16 protein-coding genes are annotated in these 20875 nt (G+C 63.4%); 8 read left to right on the forward strand and 8 right to left on the reverse strand.

The features are described from left to right. Positions 1 to 91: 91 nt before the first annotated feature. The 4 genes from MKZ40_RS12675 to MKZ40_RS12690 form a co-directional block, all read right to left on the reverse strand. On the reverse strand, positions 92 to 3022 hold the full coding sequence (locus MKZ40_RS12675) for an MASE3 domain-containing protein (RefSeq protein WP_175089616.1): 2931 nt from the start codon (positions 3020 to 3022) through the stop codon (positions 92 to 94). A gap of 519 nt (positions 3023 to 3541) precedes the next feature. Next, on the reverse strand, positions 3542 to 3799 hold the full coding sequence (locus MKZ40_RS12680; RefSeq protein ID WP_175089615.1) for a YfhL family 4Fe-4S dicluster ferredoxin: 258 nt from the start codon (positions 3797 to 3799) through the stop codon (positions 3542 to 3544). Between the two features lie 10 nt (positions 3800 to 3809). Next, complete coding sequence (gene coaD, locus MKZ40_RS12685) at positions 3810 to 4319, reverse strand: pantetheine-phosphate adenylyltransferase (protein WP_175089614.1); 510 nt, start codon at positions 4317 to 4319, stop codon at positions 3810 to 3812. Positions 4320 to 4546: 227 nt separating this feature from the next. Beyond that, complete coding sequence (locus tag MKZ40_RS12690) at positions 4547 to 6421, reverse strand: beta-ketoacyl synthase (RefSeq protein WP_175089715.1); 1875 nt, start codon at positions 6419 to 6421, stop codon at positions 4547 to 4549. A gap of 477 nt (positions 6422 to 6898) precedes the next feature. Here MKZ40_RS12690 and MKZ40_RS12695 point away from each other — a divergent pair, with 477 nt between their 5' ends. Continuing rightward, positions 6899 to 7588 (forward strand): SAM-dependent methyltransferase, encoded by a 690-nt coding sequence (locus tag MKZ40_RS12695; protein ID WP_175089613.1) that lies wholly within the window; start codon positions 6899 to 6901, stop codon positions 7586 to 7588. A 6-nt stretch (positions 7589 to 7594) separates the two neighbouring features. Here the strand turns inward: MKZ40_RS12695 and MKZ40_RS12700 are convergent, their stop codons facing one another. Beyond that, positions 7595 to 8521, reverse strand: a complete 927-nt coding sequence (locus MKZ40_RS12700; RefSeq protein ID WP_175089612.1) for a LysR family transcriptional regulator — start codon at positions 8519 to 8521, stop codon at positions 7595 to 7597. A 141-nt stretch (positions 8522 to 8662) separates the two neighbouring features. Here MKZ40_RS12700 and MKZ40_RS12705 point away from each other — a divergent pair, with 141 nt between their 5' ends. From MKZ40_RS12705 to dacB, 3 genes are all read left to right on the forward strand, one after another. Then, on the forward strand, positions 8663 to 9112 hold the full coding sequence (locus MKZ40_RS12705) for a PACE efflux transporter (protein WP_175089611.1): 450 nt from the start codon (positions 8663 to 8665) through the stop codon (positions 9110 to 9112). A 4-nt stretch (positions 9113 to 9116) separates the two neighbouring features. Next, on the forward strand, positions 9117 to 9446 hold the full coding sequence (locus MKZ40_RS12710) for a multidrug efflux SMR transporter (RefSeq protein WP_175089610.1): 330 nt from the start codon (positions 9117 to 9119) through the stop codon (positions 9444 to 9446). Positions 9447 to 9513: 67 nt separating this feature from the next. After that, positions 9514 to 11064 (forward strand): D-alanyl-D-alanine carboxypeptidase/D-alanyl-D-alanine-endopeptidase, encoded by a 1551-nt coding sequence (gene dacB / locus MKZ40_RS12715; protein ID WP_249330404.1) that lies wholly within the window; start codon positions 9514 to 9516, stop codon positions 11062 to 11064. 304 nt (positions 11065 to 11368) lie between these two features. On the opposite strand, the gene MKZ40_RS12720 is transcribed toward dacB, so the two are convergent. Beyond that, the gene (locus MKZ40_RS12720; protein WP_175089609.1) at positions 11369 to 12346 is read right to left on the reverse strand and encodes an MDR family oxidoreductase; all 978 of its coding nucleotides are present in this window, start codon (positions 12344 to 12346) and stop codon (positions 11369 to 11371) included. Between the two features lie 247 nt (positions 12347 to 12593). Next, on the reverse strand, positions 12594 to 14126 hold the full coding sequence (gene nhaB, locus MKZ40_RS12725; protein ID WP_175089608.1) for a sodium/proton antiporter NhaB: 1533 nt from the start codon (positions 14124 to 14126) through the stop codon (positions 12594 to 12596). A 287-nt stretch (positions 14127 to 14413) separates the two neighbouring features. Here nhaB and MKZ40_RS12730 point away from each other — a divergent pair, with 287 nt between their 5' ends. The 4 genes from MKZ40_RS12730 to MKZ40_RS12745 all read left to right on the forward strand — a co-directional run bounded on the left by MKZ40_RS12730 (position 14414) and on the right by MKZ40_RS12745 (position 19882). Then, the gene (locus tag MKZ40_RS12730; protein ID WP_043334615.1) at positions 14414 to 14785 is read left to right on the forward strand and encodes a diacylglycerol kinase; all 372 of its coding nucleotides are present in this window, start codon (positions 14414 to 14416) and stop codon (positions 14783 to 14785) included. Positions 14786 to 14887: 102 nt separating this feature from the next. Beyond that, positions 14888 to 17977 carry a bifunctional [glutamate--ammonia ligase]-adenylyl-L-tyrosine phosphorylase/[glutamate--ammonia-ligase] adenylyltransferase gene (gene glnE / locus MKZ40_RS12735; protein ID WP_175089607.1) on the forward strand — a complete coding sequence of 1030 codons (3090 nt, stop codon included), beginning with the start codon at positions 14888 to 14890 and terminating at the stop codon, positions 17975 to 17977. Positions 17978 to 18056: 79 nt separating this feature from the next. Then, positions 18057 to 18824, forward strand: coding sequence for a hypothetical protein (locus MKZ40_RS12740; RefSeq protein ID WP_175089606.1), 768 nt, complete (start codon positions 18057 to 18059; stop codon positions 18822 to 18824). A 173-nt stretch (positions 18825 to 18997) separates the two neighbouring features. Next, entirely contained in the window at positions 18998 to 19882 is an 885-nt protein-coding gene (locus MKZ40_RS12745) for an ion transporter (RefSeq protein ID WP_175089605.1), read from the forward strand. Positions 19883 to 20008: 126 nt separating this feature from the next. On the opposite strand, the gene speD is transcribed toward MKZ40_RS12745, so the two are convergent. Next, on the reverse strand, positions 20009 to 20803 hold the full coding sequence (gene speD, locus MKZ40_RS12750; protein WP_175089604.1) for an adenosylmethionine decarboxylase: 795 nt from the start codon (positions 20801 to 20803) through the stop codon (positions 20009 to 20011). Positions 20804 to 20875 lie beyond the last annotated feature (72 nt).

A 20875-nucleotide genomic window follows, 5' to 3' on the forward strand; every position in this document is an offset into this window, starting at 1 on the left:
GCTGGTGAGTATGCGCCGCTCAAGTCTGTACACGACAACGCCGACCCTTGAGGTCGGCGTTGTCATGTCCGAAGGACGGTGGGAGCCACGATCAGTGGGCGGTCTGCCTTGCGTGGTTGTCGGCTGCGGGTGGCAGGGAGTTGAAGCACAGCACGCGTTTGCGTCCGGCGCGTTTCGCCTCATAGAGCGCATTGTCGGCCATGTTGAACAGCGCGTCGGTGGCCTGGCTGTCATGCGGCGCGTTGGCGACTCCGGCGGAGAAGCTCAAGCCGGTCAGCGGCCCCAGTGTCTCATGCTCGAAGACTTCTTCGTGGAAGGCTTCGAGAATGGCCTCGACGCGTGCACGTGATACCGCTGCGCTGGCACCGGGGATCAGGATCACGAACTCTTCACCGCCGTAGCGACAGGCTTCATCGGAGCTGCGCAGCGACTCACGTATCAGGTTGGCCAGGCGGGTGAGGACCTGATCGCCCATTTCGTGCCCGTAGGTATCGTTGACCTGCTTGAAGTGGTCGAGATCCAGTATTACCAGGGACAGTGGGTTGCCGATGCTGGCCTCGGCCAGTTTCTGAGGCAGAACCTCATCGAGGTGGCGGCGGTTGAAGAGGCGCGTCAGCGTGTCCTTGCGCGCCTCATGTGCCAGACCTCGCTTCAGCTGCAGGTCTGCCAGTGCCAGCATCACCAGGTGGCTGACATCCTCCGCCAAGGGCTGCAGGCGCTCCAGGCTGTCCTCTTCCGGCGGGATAAGCAGCACGAATTCCCCCACCTGGCCATCCCCGACCGTCAACGTCTGCTTGAGGTGACGAGCGTCGGTGGGCGGTGTTCCCCAGTTGATATGCATCGTCTGATTGATGTCATTCGGGTCGTGCAGGGTCACGTTACCTTCGCAGCCGGCGAACAGGCTGGGCAGACGAACATTGAGCTGAGTGGTGATCTCATCGAGCTGAGAGCAGGTCAGCAGGCATTCCGCGAGGTGATGGATCTGGCTGCGGCTCTCGGAGAGTCGCGACAGCTTGAGGTTGGCAGCCTGCAGGTCGCGCTGGGCACGCTTGCGATCGGTGATGTCGTGAACGATGGAGAACAGAAGAGTGCGGCCGTTCAGGTCCACCGGGCCGGTAAAGATCTCGACATCACGCAATTCACCGTTGGCAAGCTGATGGCTGGCCTCGAAGTGGTTGTCGGTACGGTTGACGACCGCACGGATGCGCTTGGAGAGCGACTGGCTGGCCAGCACGTTGATACGGCCCAGTGGCATGCCGCACATCTCGCCGATGCTGTAGCCATAGAAGTCGGCGGCGACCGGGTTAGCATCGATGATCTCTGCAAGTTCCGGGTCGATCAGCAACTTGATGGCGTTGCCGGTGCTGAAGACTTCCTGATACAGGGTCGCGTTCTCCTCGAGCAACTCGATGGCGCGGCGGCGGTCCTCGATATTGTTGATCAATACCAGGGTGCGCTCTTCGCCCTCCAGCGGCGTGAGGGTGACTTCTGCCCAGAACATCTGTCCCGTGTCGGTCTGCATGTGGTATTCGTCCTGAAAGCTGCCACCCTCGCGTTGCAGCTGGCCCCAGGCACGTTTCATGCGACTGATCTCGTCCAGTGAGAACAGCCCCCACAGCGATTGCTGGAAAAGTTCGGCATCACTCTTGCCCAGCAGGGCATGCATGGCCGAGTTGGCATCCGCGATGGTGCCATCCCGATCGGCGACGATGATGCCCACCGGGGCGGAGTGATAGATGGAGCGTAGACGGGCACGACTGCTGATCAGGCGTTGCTGTTGCTCCTTGATCCAGTCGATATCGCTGTGAGTGCCTATCATCCGAAGAGGCCTGCCATCCTCGGCACGTTCCACCACGCGTCCCTGATCGAGAATCCACTTCCATTCGCCGTTGCGCGTCAGCATGCGGTGCTCGTTGCGATATTCTGCGCTGTGGCCTTCAAAGTGCTGTTTCAGGTCGTCGAGAGTGCGCGGCATGTCATCCGGGTGGATGCGTGACTTCCACTCATCGAAGCTGCTGCCGATCTCGTGTTCCTGGAAGCCGAGCGTGGCCTTCCACTGCGGAGAGTAGAAGACGTGATCGGTGTCCTGCTTCCAGTCCCAGACGCCGGCGCCTGACCCTTCCAGCGCGAACTGCCAGCGTTGCTCGGCCTCACTCAGAGCGTCACTCATTTTCTGCAGCTGTTGATAGGGGTAGACCATGCGCGATGAATAGATGGCGTGATAGATCATCGCGTAGGCCACCACCTTGTACAGATGGCCGAGCAGATTGAAGGCATCGAAGGCAGAGGCATAGAGCGTGAAGCACAGCTCGGAAACCCCCGTGGCCAGCGCCGCGACCGCCAGCCAGCCGGCATTGGTGCCTTCAGGCAGTCGGCGCGCGCCGAGCAGAAGTACCGCGGCCAGCGCAGCGCTCAGTGCCAGAGCCCACTCGTAGCCGATCTTCCAGGCGGTCAGGCCGCTGCCGACGATGAAGGTCTCTGGCAGGAAGTCGAGATGAAAGAGGCCTATCCAGCTCACCATTAACCCGATGGCGAGCGTCACGCCAAAGGCCACGGGCAGATAGCGGCGCGGCACGGGACGGGCTGTCAGCAGGCAGGGAGCCAGCAGCGCGATGATGAAGGCGGTCCGTCCTGCCAGCCAGAAGTGGATGGCCTTGCTGACGGAGGCTTCGCTGACGAAGTCAGGCATGCCGTCGTAGCTGAAGATATGCACCATGTCGAAGAAGGCGGAGAGCATGAAGGCACACCCCATGACCAGAAAGCTGGTCGGCAGTGTCCGACGGTGCCCTTGGAAGATGGAGACGGCAGACATCACTGCGACCAGTATCGCACCCATTTCCAGCAGTGAATGCGGGACAAGGTACTGTCCGATCGAGCTGAACAGCTGCGGGCGCGGCACCACGATCAAGACCACCATGATCGCCAGCATGACAAGCAGCATTCCCGTGCCGGCATTGGGCAGCTGTGTGCGTGTCCCCGGGAAGGGGCGCTTGAAAACGGTAGAAAGAGAGCGAGAGGACATGGGCAATCCGTGCGCGTGAAAGGGTGCGGTCGGTGACTTTATCACTACAGGGTAGAATATTTTGTTTACATTATCCTAACAGAAAATAACCTGGTGTAGCGTTTGGTATTGATTGCGTAGCCGTTTAGGCAGGGGGCCGAGCGCAAGCTGACGACCATGACGTTGTCTGGCCATCTCAGCAGTGGGACTGGCGGGAGCAGGCAATGACAGGCAGCGCGTCGCGGGAGATCGTGATCGAGGGCGAAGAGTGTCGCTGGTCGACGTCTTTGCCAGTCGGTTTCGTTACCCGCTGGTTTCTCGCGGCAAGAGGCGCCGCGTTGGGGGGCAGGCGCTGAAGCGCCTGTCAGGGCCGAGCTTGAGGAAAGGGCTTGAGAAAAGGAGCTTGCAGGAAAGGCTATCGGGGAGCGCTTGAAAAAGGCTTGCGGAGAAGGCAAGAAGAAGCAGGCAGCAGCCGTCACGACGGATGTGGCGCAGTACAGGCCATGTCATCGTCATGACGGCTGTCGGAGCAGGCGGCAATCAGTTGCCGAGTGCGGCCGTGATGATGTGGTACTTGTCCATCAGCTCTTCCCGGCTTTCCTTGTTGGCCGGGTCGAGCGGGATGCAGTCGACAGGGCAGACCTGCTGACATTGCGGCTCATCGAAGTGTCCGACGCATTCGGTGCACAGGTCCGGGTCGATGACGTATATCTCTTCCCCCGGCGAGATGGCCCCATTGGGACATTCCGGCTCGCAGACGTCGCAGTTGATGCACTCATCAGTGATGATCAGGGCCATGATGCTGTCCTCAGCTTGTGGCTGTGTCGTCGTCGGTAGCGGTGAAATGCCGGGCGAGGGTCTCGGCCACCAGCGGATGCACCAGACGCGACACATCACCGCCATGACGCGATATCTCGCGCACGATGGTCGATGAAATGTAGGAGTTCTGTAATTCCGGGGTCAGGAACAGGCTATCGACGTGCGGAGCCTGGGCCCGGTTCATGTTGGCCAGCTGCAGTTCGTACTCGAAGTCGGAGACCGCACGCAGGCCGCGCAGAATGATACGCGCATTCTGCTGCTCAAGCAGCTCTGTCAGCAGGCAGCTGAAACCGATGACCTCGACATTGTCGAGATGCGCCAGAATCCGGCGTGCCAGATCGATGCGCATCTCCAGCGGCAGGGCAGGGCGTTTGCTGGGGCTGTAAGCCACCGCCACCACTACCTTGTCGAACAGGCGGGCGCCGCGCTCGATCAGGTCGGTATGGCCATTGGTGATCGGGTCGAAGGTGCCGGGATAGACGGCGATGTTCTTGGGCATGACGAACTCGAGCTCTGTCGGCAGCGGGTCAGCTTGGTGACCGGCTGCAGTGGACGACGAAGGATGAGGAGCCGCAGAAGGCCGGGGCGCAGTGCCTGTCGCGCCGCCGGCTCCCCTGGTACGCCGAGTGTAGAACCCCTCGCGCGGCTTGCCAGTCGCGCGAGGGGATTCGTCACCGAGTGCGCAACCCGGGAGGGGTAGCCAACCGGTCTTGCAGCGAGCCTGGCTTACAGCGAACCGAAGGGGTTGTCGACCTTGAGCGAGACGGGCTTCGCATAGCCGGGGATACGGATCTCGCGATCCGTGATCTCCAGCTCCGGACCTTCGAGCACACCTTCACCGAAGCGATAGGTCGGCGTGAATTCGCCGCGCTGTGCCTTGTCCAGATAGTCAGCACGCCGCTGCTCGCAGAGATCACTGCGCTCACGCCAGGCAGCCAATGCCTCCTCACCGTGTCGCGCCGCCAGCAACTTCAGCGTGACATCTGCCGACAGCACCACGCCACTGGCGTTGTTGCCACCGAAGCCCTTGGCATTGATGAAGGCGACATCTGCGGTGAACTCGCGCGCCTCGCGGCGAATGTCGAGATGGCTGTGATGCACGTCATCGGCGATGGCATCCAGCGTCGGGATACCTGGCAGGATGCCGGTCGCCATGCTGCCGAGCGCCGATACCGCCTGATCGCCCGCGGCGCTGCCCTGGCTGTGGCCGACGAAGGATTTTACCGCCACCACAGGCCAGGACTGGATGTCGTTGGCGCGAGCCACTTCATTGAGCACATGGGATTCGGTGGTGCGGTTCTTCGGCGTGGAGGTGGCATGTGCGTGCACGAAGCTGCGCTGGCGCACGCCTTCATCGCCGACGATATCGCGCGCCAGCGCTACCGCCTTGCTCAGGGTGATGTAGTTGCCGACGCCGGGTGCCGAGATGGAGCGCTTCCAGCCGTCTGCATTGACGAACACGTCCGGCACGCTGCCGATGATGCGAGCGCCGGTGTCCAGCGCCAGATCATCCGCCATCAGGATCACGAACTGGGTCGCTTCCGCGATGGTGAAGCCACAGTTGCGCGCGAACGGGCGACAGGCCTTCTGGTAATCGCTGTCGGTGAGCACTTCCAGCGCGTCGAGGGCCTTGAGGCTCTCGTCATCGGCCAGAGCCCCCATGCTGCGGAAGCCCTCGATGACTTCCGGCGTGATCGGCGCATCGGCGGTGCCGACCATCACCACGCGGCGACGGCCGCTGCGGATGTCGTTCAGGCCCAGCTTCAGGTTGTAGAGGAAGCTGGCACAGGCGCCCATCGCTGCACCGGCGCCGCCGACATTGCCCAGCACATAGGCATTGAGGAAGTCGGCGGGCATCTGGGCATAGCCCAGTGGCATCTGCTTGGAAGTGGCGCGCTCGCCGGCCACGAATGACTTCATCAGTCCGCCCCAGCCTTCGGCATCCATCTGGCCGATGGAGTTGCCGGCGTAGACGGCGATATCGTCCGGATCGAGGCTATCGCGCAGCGCATCCCAGTCCAGGCCGCTGTCGCCGAGGCAGTCGCTGGCGCCGAAGATGGTCATCGACAGGCCGCGCGGGTGATGCACGCTGCGATAGAGCTGTTCTGGCGCGAAGCCGCTGGGCAGCTGACCCGCGGCGCGCACCAGCGCCTGACGATGATCGGGCAGCAGGACCTCGAATTCGCCGGCCGGTACCGTGACTTCGACATGACGGTTGTCCAGCTCGCGGATCTGCCAGTCAGCGGGCGGCTGTTCCGGCAGCTGGCGGCTGCGCAGCGTGAAGGTCAAGTCCTGGCCCAGCGCCAGCTTTGACTGACGATTGGCAGGAATGCCGGTCGCGTTGAAGCGCTCGTCTTCAATGCGACGAATCAGGGTGTGGGACAGCACCTGGTCCGCCAGGCGCTCCGCGAGTGCCTGAGCCTCGGCGGGTTGGCCTTCGGCATCGAACCACTGGCCCTGATCATCGCAGCGGGCGAGGTTCATGAGCGACGCGAGCCCCAGCAGGGTCTCTTGACGGTCTGTCTCCGGCAGGGAGTCGAGCACCGTGCGTCGGAACGCCTGATGGCCCGAAGTTCTGCCGGCGGCATTGACGCCGCCCATGCCGACGATCACCGGTAAGTGTGACAAGCCGCTTTCCTCGTAAAAATACTGTGAGTCGTTGGTCTGGGCGATACCTCTGCGGATATTCGTCCAAATGATGGGCGGATGATAACACCCCCTCAATACAGGCGTCATGCACCCCTGCCTCTACGCGGGCGCGCCAGCGAGCGCTTGCTGCGAACACTGTGCGATATCTCTGCGCTCAGTGCGAGACCCTCTGGCCTGTTTTTGTACTTGTCATGGCATGGAGTGATCGTGATTAAACGTTTGTTTGATTTTCGAGAAACAAGCTGACATTCTGTCTTGGCTGTTTGAGTTGGTGTAGGCGCGTGCCGCGAGGCAGGCGCCTTTTTTGTGCCCAGGCCTTTCTGCACCGCCGGCCCCGGATGGGCTGTGCGCCATATGGCGCAGCCCGATGCAGGCGCATCTGCTAGACTCCGCGCGTGATTTTCCTGCCCGTTGCTATCGGAACTGCTGATGTACGCCAACTCCCGCCAGATCGATTCTCCCCAGACCGGCCCCCACGAGGATATCGAGCGTCGCGTGCGCCGTGCGATGGCGCATCCGCTGCGCAAACCCGTGGCGGAACATACCCGCGAAGCGTTCCTGCAAGCGCAACGGTGGTTGTCGGCTCAGGGCAGGCCCCTGTGGCTGGACAGTGGCTGCGGCGTCGGGCGATCGACGCGTCAACTGGCACTGGCGCACCCGGACCATGCTGTCATCGGTGTGGACCGCAGCGAAGACCGTCTCAGTCGCAAGCATGGCGAGCTGCCGGACAACGCCCTGTTGGTTCGCGCGGACCTCGTCGACTTCTGGCGTCTGGCGCTCGCCGCGGGCTGGGCACCTGCGCATCACACCCTGCTGTACCCCAATCCTTATCCCAAGGCGCGCCACCTCAAGATGCGCTGGCAGGGCCACCCGGTATTCCCGATCATCATGGCGCTGGGTGGTCAGCTTGAGCTGCGCACCAACTGGGAAATCTACGCCCGGGAATTCGCCCAGGCCATCGGGCATGCCACCGGTGTCGAGGTGACGGCGCACGCCTTCGAGCCGCAGGGCGATTATCTGACGCACTTCGAGCGCAAGTATCACGAGTCTGGCCAGGCGCTGTGGCGACTCGAGTGCCAGCTTGAACACACGCCCGAGCGCTACCCGCTGCAGGTCTGACGTGAATCACGCCGGTGGCAGATTCTGGTTGGCGATAGCGGCGTGGCTGTTGTGGAAGGTGTCGCGCAGTGACTGGCGCAGCCAGCTTGCCGCGGGGCCACGAGGGCTGTCGCGGCGCGCGATCAGTTCGATATCGATGTCGGCGGTGGCGCCCAGCGCGCTCAAGTCCAGAATCTTCAAACGCTGCTGGAAGGGCGGGTAGTGGGCGATATGGCGCGGAACCTGCGCCCAGCCCAGTCCGCGCGTCGTCAGCTCAGCCATCGCATAGAAGCTGTTGAGCTGCCAGAAGCGCTGTGAGCGTGGCCCCTCGTGGCCGGGTTCCAGTTGCTGGCGTTGACCGATCATCAGCTGGCGGTGATCCGCCAGGTCGCTGTGGGTCGGGCTCTCAAGCTGCGCCAGCGGATGGTTGCGTGCCACGATCAGCACCTGCTCCAGTCGCCCCAGCGCCTCGCGCTCCAGCGCCATGACACCCAATGGCTGATAGAACAGGATGCCGAGATTGGCCTGGTGCTGCTCCACCCAGCGGGCCACCTCATCCTGCGCGCCATTGAGCAGATTCAGCGTCAGCGTCGGGTATTGCACCGCCATCTTTTCCAGTACCGCCATCACCGGCGGCATTTCTACCAGCGCCTCATCGATCGCCAACGTCAGGCTGGCTTCCAGCCCCTGGCTGAGGGTGCGAGCGCGTGCCTCCAGGCGCTGGCATTGCATCAGCACGCTGTTGGCTTCGTGCAGCATGGCCTTGCCCGCGGGCGTCAGCACCGGCGTGCGAGGGCGGCGATCGAACAGCTCGCAGCCCAGGTCCAGTTCCAGATTGGCGATGGCGGTGCTGACTGCGGATTGCGCGCGCCCCAGACGCCGCGCCGCCGCCGAGAACGAGCCCGTCTCCGCCACGCAGCGCAGTGTCTGCAGTTGCTCCAGGGTCCAGTTCATTGCCTCGCCTCGCGCCTTGATCCATCTGAATAATAGATGGATGCCAACTTTAAACCATCTTGTATCTCTCTAGAATGCCTCCTCCATCCGCGTCGTTCCGCCCATCCGGCATCACACGCGGTGATCGAGAGGAGGTATGACATGCGTTCCAAGAAAGAACGTCTGGCCCAGGCAGGACTGCTGGAATTGGGCGGTATCCTGCTCGTGGCGCCGCTGTCGGCACTGGTCACGGGGCACGACCTGGCGAGCATGGGCAGCCTGGCGGTGGTGATGTCCACACTGGCGGTGATCTGGAGTACGGTCTGGAACTGGATGTTCGACCGCTGGGTACCGACCCGCCAGCGCAGCGTGGCCCAGCGCATCGCTCAGGCACTCGGCTTCGAACTCGGCCTGGTACTGGTGACCGTCTTCATCGTGGCTGCCTGGCTCGACCTCGGGCTGTGGCAGGCACTCCTGCTGGATCTCGGCTTCGTTGCCTTTTTCCTGGTCTGGGCCATGATCTTCAATCCGCTGTTCGATGCCGTGATGCACCGTCTGCTGGCGCGCAAGGCCGCGCGCGAGCAGCAGCTGGTCCACCACAATACGAGGTGATTCGATGAGTTATGTCTTCCTGGCAGTGGCCATACTGGCAGAGGTCATCGCGACCAGTGCGCTCAAGGCCTCCGAGTCCTTTTCACGACTCGGCCCCAGCATGATCGTGGTGGTGGGCTACGGCATCGCCTTCTATTTCCTGACGCTGGTACTGCGTGATCTGCCGCTGGGTGTGACCTATGCGGTATGGTCCGGGCTCGGCATCGTGCTGGTCACCGTCTTCGGTGCGGTGGTCTATCGCGAGATGCCGGATCTGCCGGCCATCCTGGGGTTGGCGATGATCGTGGGCGGTGTCGCCGTCCTGCATCTGTTTTCCAGCGCCAGTCCTCATTAAGCTAGGGGCATCACGGCGCCTCCCGGCTGTGACATGGATGCTCACCGACGACGTCACTGGATGCCTCATGCCCCTATTTCGCACTGCACCGACCTCTGCGCGACCCTCCCGACTCTCTCCCCTGTTGCCTTTGCTGAAGGCGGCGCGCCCCGCAGCAGCGGGCAAGTCGCTGCGTTTCACGCGCTCGCTGCGCCGACTGGCCATGGCGGCCGGTGCGACGCTTGTCGTGGCGGGCCCGGCGCAGGCGGCGGGCTTTGACAACCTGACGCGGCTGACTGACAAGGGCTTCATCGTCAGTGCCCAGGCGCGCATGCTCGATACCGGCGAGACGCTGGCCTCGGTCAATCCCGACCAGCAACTGACGCCGGCTTCGCTGTCCAAACTCTATATCGCCGGTGCGGCGCTGGACCGTTTCGGTCCGCAGTATCGTTTCTCCACGCGTCTGCGCAGTACGGGCACGATCAGCGGCGGTGTCTTGACCGGTGACCTGGTGCTCGAGGGCAGCGGCGACCCGGCGCTGACCAGCGAAGAGCTGTGGCGGCTGACCGAGGAGCTGCGCTTTCGGGGCATCCGCCGTGTCGAAGGGCGCCTTTTGATCAGTCAGTGGCGTTTCGGGCCGGTGCCCTGCATCAGTACCGATCGCTGCAATGCCTCGCGGCGTTCCAGCAACGCCTATGATGCGCTGCTGTCGTCCGCGGCCAGCAACTATGCCAGCTGGTGCGTGAAGGTGATGCCGGGTGCGGGCAGTCAGGCGCCGGCGCGACTGGCCAGCTGCGATACCACCCAGCCCACCGAGATCTTCGATAACCAGGTCACTACGGTCGGCGCGGGGGGCAAGAGCGCCATCAATGCCCGCCGTACCACCAGCAACGGTCGCGATACGCTGGTCGTCACCGGCACCATCGCCGCCGACAGCCAGCCGCGCAGTATCTACCGCGCCGTCTCCAATCCTGCGCTGTACACCGGTGAGCTGATGCGCGACATCCTGGCGCGCGCCGGGATCACGGTGACCGGCGGGGTGGATATCACCTCGACGGCGCCGCCCTCCAGCGCCGCGCAGCTCGGTAGCGTCGAAGGCAAGCCGATGCAGGAGTTGCTGACGCGCATGCTCAACTACTCCAACAACTTCATGGCGGACCAGCTGACGCTGGCGCTGGTCGGCGGCAGTCAGGCCACCTTGCGCCAGGGCGGTGCCAAGCTTGAAACCTTCGCCAGCGCGATTCCCGGGCACGGCCCGCTGACGATGTATTCCGGCAGCGGCCTGACTTCCCAGAACCGCACCAGCGTCAGTGGGCTGGTGGCGTTGCTCGACAGCATGTATCACCGCCCGGCGCTGTTCCCCACCTTCGTGGCGGGCCTGCAGGCACCGGTCAATGGCCCGATGCGCTTCATCCGCCGTGGCAGCGAGACCTTCCGCAATCACGTGATGGTCAAGACAGGCACGCTCAACAACCCGGTGCCGGTGCGCGCCATCTCGGGATACTTCCGCACGCAAAGTGGCCGCTGGGGTGCCTTCGCGGTGATGGTCAACGGTCGGGCGGCGGTGCCTTATCTGTCCTGGCCGCAGGTGCTGGATCCGGTCGCCGAGGACCTGACCGCGATGATCGAGCGCAACTGAGCTCCTGATCGCGAGCGCATGACACGAAAGCCCCGCCAATCGGCGGGGCTTTCGTGTTCATGGCCTGAATGACAGACACAAAAAACCCCGCCCGAAGGCGGGGTGGTCCTCCACACGCCCGGCATGGCTGAGGGGAGGGCACTCGGGACGCTCGACAGGGCGCAACGAGATAACAAGAGCATAGCGTTGTGTGAGGGCATTGGCTAACGCCAAAATCGCTATTGCACCGCAACAATCAAGGACTTGAAGCGTTTTTGGCGCTGCGAGGACAAATTTTCCGTCGCGAGTCGTGCGTCGAGTGTCTTCAGCGCGTCGGGTCGAGCAGCACGCGACCGCTGACGCGTCCGTCGATCATCGCCTCGGCGCGCTCGGCCAGGCCTTCCAGACCGACCGTCTCGAGCTGCATCTGGGCGTGCATCTCATCCGGCAGGTCGGCCAGACGCTGCCAGACCTTTCGACGACGTTCGGCATTGATCATGACGCTATCGACGCCCAGCAACGAGACGCCGCGCAGGATGAACGGCATCACGCTGGTGGGCAGGTCGGCGCCCGCCGCGAGGCCCACGGCCGCCACCTTGCCATCGTAATTCATCTGCGCCAGCAGATTGGCCAGCACCTGGCCACCGGCAGTATCCACGGCGCCTGCCCAGCGGCTCTTTTCCAGTGGGCGGCCCTTGTCCTCGAAATCACTGCGCAGATGGACTTCGCTCGCGCCCAGTGACTCGAGCCATTCGCGCTGCTCGGCCTTGCCGCTGACCGCGTGAACCTCGAAGCCTTGCTTGGCCAGCATCTGCACGGCCCAGCTGCCGACCCCGCCGGTGGCGCCGGTGACGATCACCGGGCCCTGCTCGGGCGTCAGGCCGGCCTCCTCGAGGCGCATCACGCACAGCATGGCAGTCAAACCGGCGGTGCCGAAGGCCATGGCCTGCTCGGCGCTCAGATTGGCAGGGCGCTTGACCAGCCACTCGGGCTTGACGCGCATGCGCTCGGCCAGACCACCCCAATGGCGCTCGCCCACGCCCCAGCCGGTCAGGATGACCTCATCGCCCGGCTGATAGTCCGGCGAGTCGGAGGCTTCGACGCGTCCCGCGAAATCGATGCCCGGCACGAAGGGCAGCTCGCGGACGATCTTGCCACGGCCAGTGATGGCCAGTGCGTCCTTGTAGTTGAGCCCTGAACGCTCGATGGCCACCGTGACGGGCAGGTCAGGTAGCTGATCATCGGAGAGGTCGACGACTCGGGCGCGAGGTGTCTCTTCGTGCAGCATCAGTGCGCGGGACATGGCTGTCTCCTTGTGGATGGCGTTGGTGTTGGCGGTCTTCCTGCTTGAAGGGTGTCACGGCGTCTGATCGAGACGCGTCACCTCACAGTGCCTGCAAGCGACGCTGTGGGGAAGTCTCGCGATATCGACATTGGGATGAGACTGACGCAACCGGGGCCAGCCGGGTGTGCGGTTGGCCCCGGTAACAGGAGGCGCTGGCGGAAGGCTCTCGTCAGGCCTCTCATCAAGGTTCTCGTCAAGACGCTGGCTAGATGAAGCTGCGCACGGTGGCCAACCCGACCAGCGTCATCAGCACCGTGTAGGGTAATGCCATCCATACCATGCGCCCGTAGGAAAGCCTGACCAGCGGCGCGATGGCGGAGGTGAGCAGGAACAGGAACGCCGCCTGGCCATTGGGGGTCGCAACGCTGGGCAGGTTGGTGCCGGTGTTCACCGCGACCGCCAGCGCATGAAAGTGCTCGCGGCTGATATTGCCGGCCACGAACTCGTTCTTGACCTGGGTGATGTACACCGTGGCCACGAAGACATTGTCCGAGATGGCCGAGAGCAGCCCATTGGCCAGGAACAGTGCGCCGGCCTGCTCCTCGATGGGCAGACTGAGTACCCACTGGATGAATGGCTGGAACAGATGCTGCTCGTGGATGACCGCGACGATGGTGAAGAACACCACCAGCAGCGAGGTGAAGGGCAGTGATTCCTGGAAGGCGCGGCCGATCTGGTGCTCATCGGTGATGCCGTTGCCGGCGGTCAGCAGAATGATCACCGCCAGCCCGATCAGCCCGACCTCTGCCATGTGCAGTGCCAGCGCCAGTACCAGCAGCACGGCCACCACGGCCTGCACGATCAGCGCGGCGCGTTCCCGCGGCGTGCGCCGTGCATCCTGATGATGATCATAATCCTCGAGAATTCGTCGCACGCTGGCGGGCAGTCGCTGGCCGTAGCCGAACCAGCGGCCACGCTCAAGCAGCACACACAGGGCGAGGCCGGCGAAGAAGGTCGGCACGGTGACCGGCGCCATGGCGAGGAAGAAGTCGATGAAGTCCCATTCAGCGGCCTTGGCGATCACCAGGTTCTGCGGCTCGCCGATCATGGTGCTGACGCCTCCCAGCGCGGTTCCCACCGCGCCATGCATCAGCAGCGAGCGCAGAAAGCCGCGGAAATCCTCGAGGTCTTCACTGTGCACGGCCTCGACGCTGACATCGTTGGCATGGTCATGCTGGGTATCGAAATGCTTGCCCGAGGCCACCTTGTGGTAGACGGAGTAGAAGCCCACCGCGATGCCGATGATGACCGCCGTCACCGTCAAGGCATCGAGAAAGGCGGACAGCAGAGCGCTTGAGAGACAGAACATCAGCGACAGCCAGGTCTTGGAGCGCACGCCGAGGATGATCTTGGTGAAGGCATACAGCAGCAGCGGCTTCATGAAGTAGATGCCGGCCACCATGAACATCAGCAGCAGGATCACCGGCAGGTTGCGCTCCATCTCCTGCATGATGGCCTCCGGTGAGGCCATGCCGATGACGACGGCCTCCAGTGCCAGCAGACCGCCCGGCTGGAGGGGGTAGCACTTGAGCGCCATCGCCAGCGTGAAGATGAATTCCCCCAGCAGCAGCCAGCCGACGATCACGCCACCTTGCGGGCCGCTGAACCACAGCAGTAGTGGGTTGGTGATCAGAAACAGGCACATCAGCTGCTTGTACCAGCGTGGCGACTGGCCGAGGAAGTTGCGCGCCAGTCCGCGGCTGAGCGTCTGGCGTGTGTCGTGTGATAGCGAAGGCATGGGCAGTTCCCGGCGTTGATTTGTTGTTGTTGGAGGACGGGATCGGCAATGCCGCTTCAGCGCGTGCTTTGCTATCATCGCCGCCGTCATCGAGCGCCTGGCGGTATTAGAGCACGCCCGTCGATGAGGCCTCGGGTAGCCTTTGGTCGTGAAATTCGCGCAGGCAGCGCTGCGCTGTCGCTGGCCGGTGTGCTGCGAGCTCTCCCGAGGCGTGTTGCTGGCAGACGTCGTCCGATTGAAAGATCGGCCTTTGCAGCCCCCGTGCTGCTTCTGTACGAGACCCGAAGATGAAATCACGGCATACCGGCTTGACCCACCTCAAGCATTCCGCGCGTTACTCGCTAAAGGGCCTCAAGGCCGCCTGGAGCAACGAAGAGGCCTTCCGCCAGGAGATCGTGCTGTGCGCCTTGCTGCTGCCGTTTGCCTGGTGGATCGGTGATTCGCATGTCGAATGGCTGCTGCTGGTCGGCTCCACGCTGATCGTGCTGATGGTCGAACTGCTCAACTCGGCGGTGGAGTCCGCGATTGACCGCATCGGCCCGGAATTCCATGAACTGTCCGGGCGCGCCAAGGACATGGGCTCGGCGGCGGTGATGATCAGCCTGATATTCGCCGGGCTGACCTGGGGCACCTTGCTCTACGACAAGCTGTTCGGCTGAACGTCCTCGCCCTGGTCTCATCAATGGAAGGGGCAGCGGGCAGGGCCGTGTCATGTGCCTGCGGCCTCCGTTATGCTGAGGGCTGGATCGAAGGAGACGACCATGCCCCAGCCATCCCCCGCGCAGTCCCGCCCACTGTTGCCCGCTGATTTCCTTGCGCCGTCATCGCTGCTGGCCGAGCAGTCGGCTGACAGCCGTGCCACGCTCGAGAGCGCCCTGCACGCCGCGCAGGAGCGTCTCGAAGAGAGCCTGACCCAGGCTGAGAATCTCAGCGAGATGCGTGGCGATGACAGCTCTCCGCTGGCGACCTTTCTGGCCCTCGATGAGCGTCAGCGCAGGCAGCTTGGGCGTCTGATCACGCTGTCCGACTTCGCGCTGGAGGCGCTGTGCCGCCGCCCTGAATTGCTGTCCGAACTGCTCGAGAGTGGCGAGCTGGAGCGCGCCTTGCCGGTCGCCCAGCTCACTGAGCGCCTCGCCGCCGGTCTCGCCAGTGCCGATGACGAGAAGGCGATGCAGCAGGTGCTGCGGCGTTTCCGCCAGCTGCGCATGCTGGGCATCGTGTGGCGTGACCTCAACGGCGCCGACATGTGGCAGACCGCGGCGGCGGTCTCGCACCTCGCCGAAGTCACCCTCGAAGGCGCGCTTGGCTGGTTGGAAGCGTCGCTCGAGCCGCGCTATGGCCGCCCCGCGCCGGATCGCTTCGGCGAGCCGCAGCGGCTGGTGGTGCTCGGCATGGGCAAGCTGGGCGCCGGCGAGCTCAACCTCTCCTCCGATATCGACCTGATCTTCGCCTTTCCCGACAAGGGCGAGACATCCGGTGGCCGCAAGTCTCTGGATCATCAGGAATATTTCACGCGCCTCGGCCAGAAGCTGATTGCCGCGCTGGACGCGATGACCGCCGATGGCTTCGTGTTCCGCGTCGACATGCGGCTGCGTCCGCTGGGGGACGGCGGGCCTCTGGTCGGCAGTTTCTCGATGCTGGCCAGCTACTATCAGGATCAGGGCCGCGAATGGGAGCGTTACGCGATGCTCAAGGCGCGCCCGGTGGCGGGCAGCGTCGCTGCCGGCGAGCGCCTGATCGCGCACCTGCGTCCCTTCGTCTATCGCAAGTATCTGGATTTCGGTGCCATCGAGTCGCTGCGCGAGATGAAGGCGATGATCAATCGAGAGGTCAAACGGCGCGGGCTGTCCGACAACATCAAGCTCGGCTCCGGCGGCATTCGCGAGGTGGAGTTCGTCGCCCAGGCCTTCCAGCTGATTCGGGGCGGGCGTGAGTCGGAATTGCAGGTCACCTCGCTCAAGCAGGCCTTTGCGCGCCTGCCAGCCCTGGGCTTGCTGCCGCAGGCGGTCGTGGATGAGCTGGTGCCGGATTACGTCTTCCTGCGCGATCTTGAACATGCCCTGCAGGCCCAGGCCGACCGCCAGACCCAGACATTGCCGCTGGATCCGCTGGGCCGCGAGCGTCTCGCGCTGGCCATGAAACTGCTCGATTGGGAGGCACTCACCGCGCGCCTGGAAGAGGTGCGTATGCGCATCCGCCATCACTTCGACAACGTGATCGCCGCGCCGGAAGACGACGAGGCCGAGCAGGGCGAAGGCCAGCAGGCGCTGGATGAATGGCGAGCGCTATGGCGCGGCGAGCTGACGGCGGAGGAGGGCGAGGCACTGCTCGCCGAGAGCGGCTTCAAGAGTGCGGCTGAGAGTTTCCGCCGTCTCGATAGCCTGCGGCGGTCGCGTGCGGTGCAGGGCATGCAGCGCATCGGCTTTGATCGCCTCGATGCGCTGATGCCGCCATTGCTGCAGGCGCTGGGCTCGGCGGCGGGTGACCCCGAGAAGCCCGGCGAGCACGATGCCAGCCTTGTGCTGGAGCGCGTCTTGCCGCTGATCGAGGCGGTACTGCGCCGAACGGCCTATCTGGCGCTGCTGCGCGAGAACCCGGATGCGCTGGCGCAGTTGATGCGCCTGTGTGCGGCAAGCCCTTGGATTGCCGAACAGCTGGCGCGCTATCCGGTGCTGCTCGACGAGCTGCTGCACCCGCATAATCTTTATTCTCCCGCCGACAAGACGCGCCTCGCCGATGAGCTGCGCACCGCGCTGTCGCGCATCCCCGAAGATGATGAAGAAGCGCTGCTCGAGGCCTTGCGAGTGTTCCGCCATGCCCAGGTGCTGCACGTGGCGGCCTCCGATATCGCCGGTGCCCGCCCGCTGATGAAGGTCAGCGACTATCTGACCTTCATCGCCGAGGTGGTGCTGGAACAGGTGCTGGCGATGGCGTGGAAGACCCTGACCCGCAAGCATGGCTTCCCCATCGGGCGCGATGGCCAGCCGATCACCGGCGACAGCCTGAGTGGCAGCTTCGTGATCGTCGGCTACGGCAAGCTGGGCGGCATCGAGCTGGGCTATGGCTCGGACCTGGATCTCGTCTTCCTGCATGATGCGGCCAGCAAGGGCCAGACGGATGGCCCGCGGCCGCTGGACAACCCGCTGTTCTTCACGCGCCTGGGGCAGCGCATCATCCATCTGCTGACGGCGGTGACGCCGGCCGGTGCGCTCTACGAGGTCGACATGCGCCTGCGCCCGTCGGGCAATTCGGGGCTGCTGGTCTCGAGTCTGGCGGCCTTCCGGGACTATCAGCTCACCCAAGCCTGGACCTGGGAGCATCAGGCGCTGGTGCGCGCGCGGGCCGTGGCGGGAGACCCGGCGCTGGCGCTGGCTTTCGAGGAGGTGCGCCGTGAGGTGCTTGGTCAGCAGCGGGACGAGAAGACGCTGCGCCAGGAGGTGATCGCCATGCGCCACAAGATGCGTGATCACCTGGGCAGCAGCGCCAAGGACCGCGAGGCCGGCCAGTTCCATCTCAAGCAGGATGCCGGCGGCATCGTCGACATTGAATTTCTCGCCCAGTACTGCGTGCTGGCGCTGAGTCATCAGGTGCCTGCTCTGCTTGAGTGGAGCGACAACATGCGACTGCTGGAAACCCTCGAGTCCTGTGGACAGCTGCCGGGCGAGCAGGCCGGTGAGCTGCGCGAGGCCTATCTGGCCTATCGCGATGTCAGTCATCGCCTGGCGCTGGAGAAGCACGGCAGCCTGATGCGACTGGAGCAGCACCCGGTGATTGCCGCCCACCGTGAGCGGGTGATTACCCTCTGGCAGGCACTGCTGGGCGAGGATCAGGTCAGCAACAAAGAGGTTTAACGCCAAATCAATGCTCGCAATCCCCTGTCGCTGTCCCCAAGAAAGGGTGCACCAGACAACGTTGACAGGGGAGGTCAGCATGATGGAGTGGATCGCGAATCACTCGAAAACCATCTCGGCGATTGCCAGTGTCGGCTCGTTCTTCATCTGGCTGGTCTACGCGCAGCTGCTGTATCACAACTTCCGGCGCCAGCGCCGGCCGCGAGTGCTGATCAATCGCGGCAAGTCCAAGGGTATCGACAGTCTGTGCATCATCAGCAACATGAGTGCTGAGTCGATCTTCATCGAGCACATCATCGCCAGGCTGGATACCAGTCATGGCAGCCTGCTGATGGATGTCACCGAGTTCGAACGCAGCTATCAGGAAGGTGACGAGCAGGGGGACAACCAGCAGGACGGCGACAGCGAACAGCCCGCGCAGGGGGCTTCCAGCAGCAGTGAATGGCGTATCTCCGATACCACGCGTCAGGGGCCGCTGGGCTCGGGCGACTTCCTGCATATCGGGACTTTCTCTGAAGTCATCGAGCGCATGGCGCGCCGCAATGGCATCTCGCTCGACGGTCACTGGCCCAGCAATGAGCAGCTGGAATTCCAGCGCCTGACGCTGCAAATCATCGGCATCTACGGCAGTGAGGACCATCCGATCGGCGTCGAGCGTGCCTTCCGCCTGCACGATGCCAATGGAGAATGTGCGCTGGTACCGGAGCGCTGGGATTCCAATCGCCTGTCATCACGCAGGCAGCGTCACAAGTTGCGCAAGCTTTTGAATCGCATCAGTGGGGAGGACATCAGCGAGCAGTCCACCTTCCAGCCCCCGAGTGACGAGGAGTCGCGCAACAAGGCTTGATGAGCGCGGGTGCATGAGGCCAGAAATCCATGAACCACCGGACGCATGAGCCCAGGGATGCATGAACCATCGGACAGATGAGTGCCCGGGCGCATGCCAGCGGTGGCTTCACACTGTCAGGGCGTCGAGGATGGGGTAGGCTTTCCAGAGCCCCATTCACGGAGAGTCTTCGGATGCAGGAACGCGTCACGCCCTTTCAGCTGTTCATCCTGGTGCTGTCGATCTATGTGATCGGCGCCATGGTGGTGGACCTTGTCTTTGTGTTGTCACCCCAGGTCCAGCGGCTGCTGGAGTACATGGACTACGTGGTCTGCCTGTTCTTCTTCATCGATTTCTGCAAGCGCTTCGCCAGTGCCAAGAGCAAACGTGAGTACATGAAGTGGGGCTGGATCGACCTGCTGGCCTGTATCCCGGCGGGACTCTTCCAGGGCGCGAGGCTGTTTCGCGTGGTGCAGGTGCTGCGGGTGCTGCGCGCCATCAAGTCGATGGAAATGATCTGGAAGCTGCTGTTCCGCAACCGGGCCGAGGGGGTCTTCGCCTCGGCGGCCACCGCTACGGTGCTGCTGGTGGTATTCGGCGCCCTGACCATGCTGATGGTGGAGACACCGAATCCCGACAGCCCCATCAATACCGCCGAGGAGGCGCTGTGGTGGGCGGTGGTGACGGTGACCACTGTCGGCTATGGCGACTACTATCCCATCACGACGCTCGGTCGCGTGGTGGCGGTGCTGCTGATGGTCGGGGGCGTGGGGCTGTTCGGGAGTTTCGCCGCCTATATCAGCTCGATCTTCATCGAGGATGACAGCGAGCAGGAGGCCCGAGCGGCGCGTGCCCAGCGCGACATGACGCGGGCGCTCTATCATCAGATCAGCGAGTTGACGACGGAAGTGCGCGAGCTGCGTGAACGACTGGATCAGGTCGCGCAGGAGCGGGGAGAGTCGCTGGCTGATCACGAGCGCCACCGCGAGGCGCTGCATCGCCAGGTGAATGAGGAGATGGAACAGCGCCTGAGAGATGCCGCTCCGCCAGACAGGGAGGACCCCGCCGGCGATCGTTGAACCGACAGGCAGATAATGAAAGCCCCCTGATACCGTGAGGTGTCAGGGGGCTTTTTTCGGACTGTCACCAGGCCTCAGCCAAGCGGACACATACGCTGTGGCGGTCGCGCATGGCTCGGGCGGTGATCAGTCGAAGTTGCGCGAGTAGAAGATCTCGAGCATTTCACGACGCAGGCGGCCTTCGATGTTGGTGGCTTCCTCGAAGGTCAGCTCGCGACGCGAGGTGCCGAAGAGGTAGTTGTCCAGTTCGAAGTCCTTGAGCAGCATCTTGGTGTGGAACATGTTCTCTTGATACACGTTCACATCGACCATCTGGTAGGCACGCTTGGTGTCTTCCGCCAGGTAATCCTGGATGGAGGTGATGTCGTGATCGATGAACAGTTTCTTGCCATCCACGTCGCGCGTGAAGCCACGCACACGGTAGTCCATGGTCACGATATCGGAATCGAAGCTGTGGATCAGATAGTTCAGCGCCTTCAGCGGGCTGATCATGCCACAGGTCGAGACATCGATATCCAGACGGAAGGTGCTGATGCCGTTGTCCGGGTGGGACTCGGGATAGGTGTGCACCGTGACGTGAGACTTGTCCAGATGGCCGACGACCGTTTCCGGCAACGGGCCCGGGCCCGGCGCGGTCTGGGACGCGTCCTGCTCTTCCAGCTCGTGCTCGGCGATCAGGATGGTCACGCTGGCGCCATGCGGCTCGTAGTCCTGACGTGCGATGTTCAGCACGTGGGCACCGATGATGTTGGTGACATCCTTGAGGATCTGGGTAAGACGCTCGGCATTGTAGAGCTCATCGATATAATCGATATACGCCGTGCGCTGCTCTTCGGTCTGCGCGTAGCAGATGTCGTAGATATTGAAGCTCAACGAACTGGTGAGGTTGTTGAACCCGTGAAGGCGGAGTTGATCGCTCACGTCCAGGCCTCCTTGAGATGGGAGGGTGGTATGACATCCGATGCGCCATTGCAATGGGGCAGAGGCAGGCAT

The sequence above is a fragment of the Cobetia sp. BMC6 genome, assembly GCF_029991385.1.
GTDB lineage: Bacteria > Pseudomonadota > Gammaproteobacteria > Pseudomonadales > Halomonadaceae > Cobetia.

Excerpts from the sequence above, each read along its gene's own strand:
- MKZ40_RS12675 (WP_175089616.1), bottom strand. The coding sequence starts at position 3,022 with ATGTCCTCTCGCTCTCTTTCTACCGTTTTCAAGCGCCCCTTCCCGGGG.
- MKZ40_RS12680 (WP_175089615.1), bottom strand. The coding sequence starts at position 3,799 with ATGGCCCTGATCATCACTGATGAGTGCATCAACTGCGACGTCTGCGAG.
- coaD (WP_175089614.1), bottom strand. The coding sequence starts at position 4,319 with ATGCCCAAGAACATCGCCGTCTATCCCGGCACCTTCGACCCGATCACC.
- MKZ40_RS12690 (WP_175089715.1), bottom strand. The coding sequence starts at position 6,421 with ATGGGCGGCGTCAATGCCGCCGGCAGAACTTCGGGCCATCAGGCGTTC.
- MKZ40_RS12695 (WP_175089613.1), top strand. The coding sequence starts at position 6,899 with ATGTACGCCAACTCCCGCCAGATCGATTCTCCCCAGACCGGCCCCCAC.
- MKZ40_RS12700 (WP_175089612.1), bottom strand. The coding sequence starts at position 8,521 with ATGAACTGGACCCTGGAGCAACTGCAGACACTGCGCTGCGTGGCGGAG.
- MKZ40_RS12705 (WP_175089611.1), top strand. The coding sequence starts at position 8,663 with ATGCGTTCCAAGAAAGAACGTCTGGCCCAGGCAGGACTGCTGGAATTG.
- MKZ40_RS12710 (WP_175089610.1), top strand. The coding sequence starts at position 9,117 with ATGAGTTATGTCTTCCTGGCAGTGGCCATACTGGCAGAGGTCATCGCG.
- dacB (WP_249330404.1), top strand. The coding sequence starts at position 9,514 with ATGCCCCTATTTCGCACTGCACCGACCTCTGCGCGACCCTCCCGACTC.
- MKZ40_RS12720 (WP_175089609.1), bottom strand. The coding sequence starts at position 12,346 with ATGTCCCGCGCACTGATGCTGCACGAAGAGACACCTCGCGCCCGAGTC.
- nhaB (WP_175089608.1), bottom strand. The coding sequence starts at position 14,126 with ATGCCTTCGCTATCACACGACACACGCCAGACGCTCAGCCGCGGACTG.
- MKZ40_RS12730 (WP_043334615.1), top strand. The coding sequence starts at position 14,414 with ATGAAATCACGGCATACCGGCTTGACCCACCTCAAGCATTCCGCGCGT.
- glnE (WP_175089607.1), top strand. The coding sequence starts at position 14,888 with ATGCCCCAGCCATCCCCCGCGCAGTCCCGCCCACTGTTGCCCGCTGAT.
- MKZ40_RS12740 (WP_175089606.1), top strand. The coding sequence starts at position 18,057 with ATGATGGAGTGGATCGCGAATCACTCGAAAACCATCTCGGCGATTGCC.
- MKZ40_RS12745 (WP_175089605.1), top strand. The coding sequence starts at position 18,998 with ATGCAGGAACGCGTCACGCCCTTTCAGCTGTTCATCCTGGTGCTGTCG.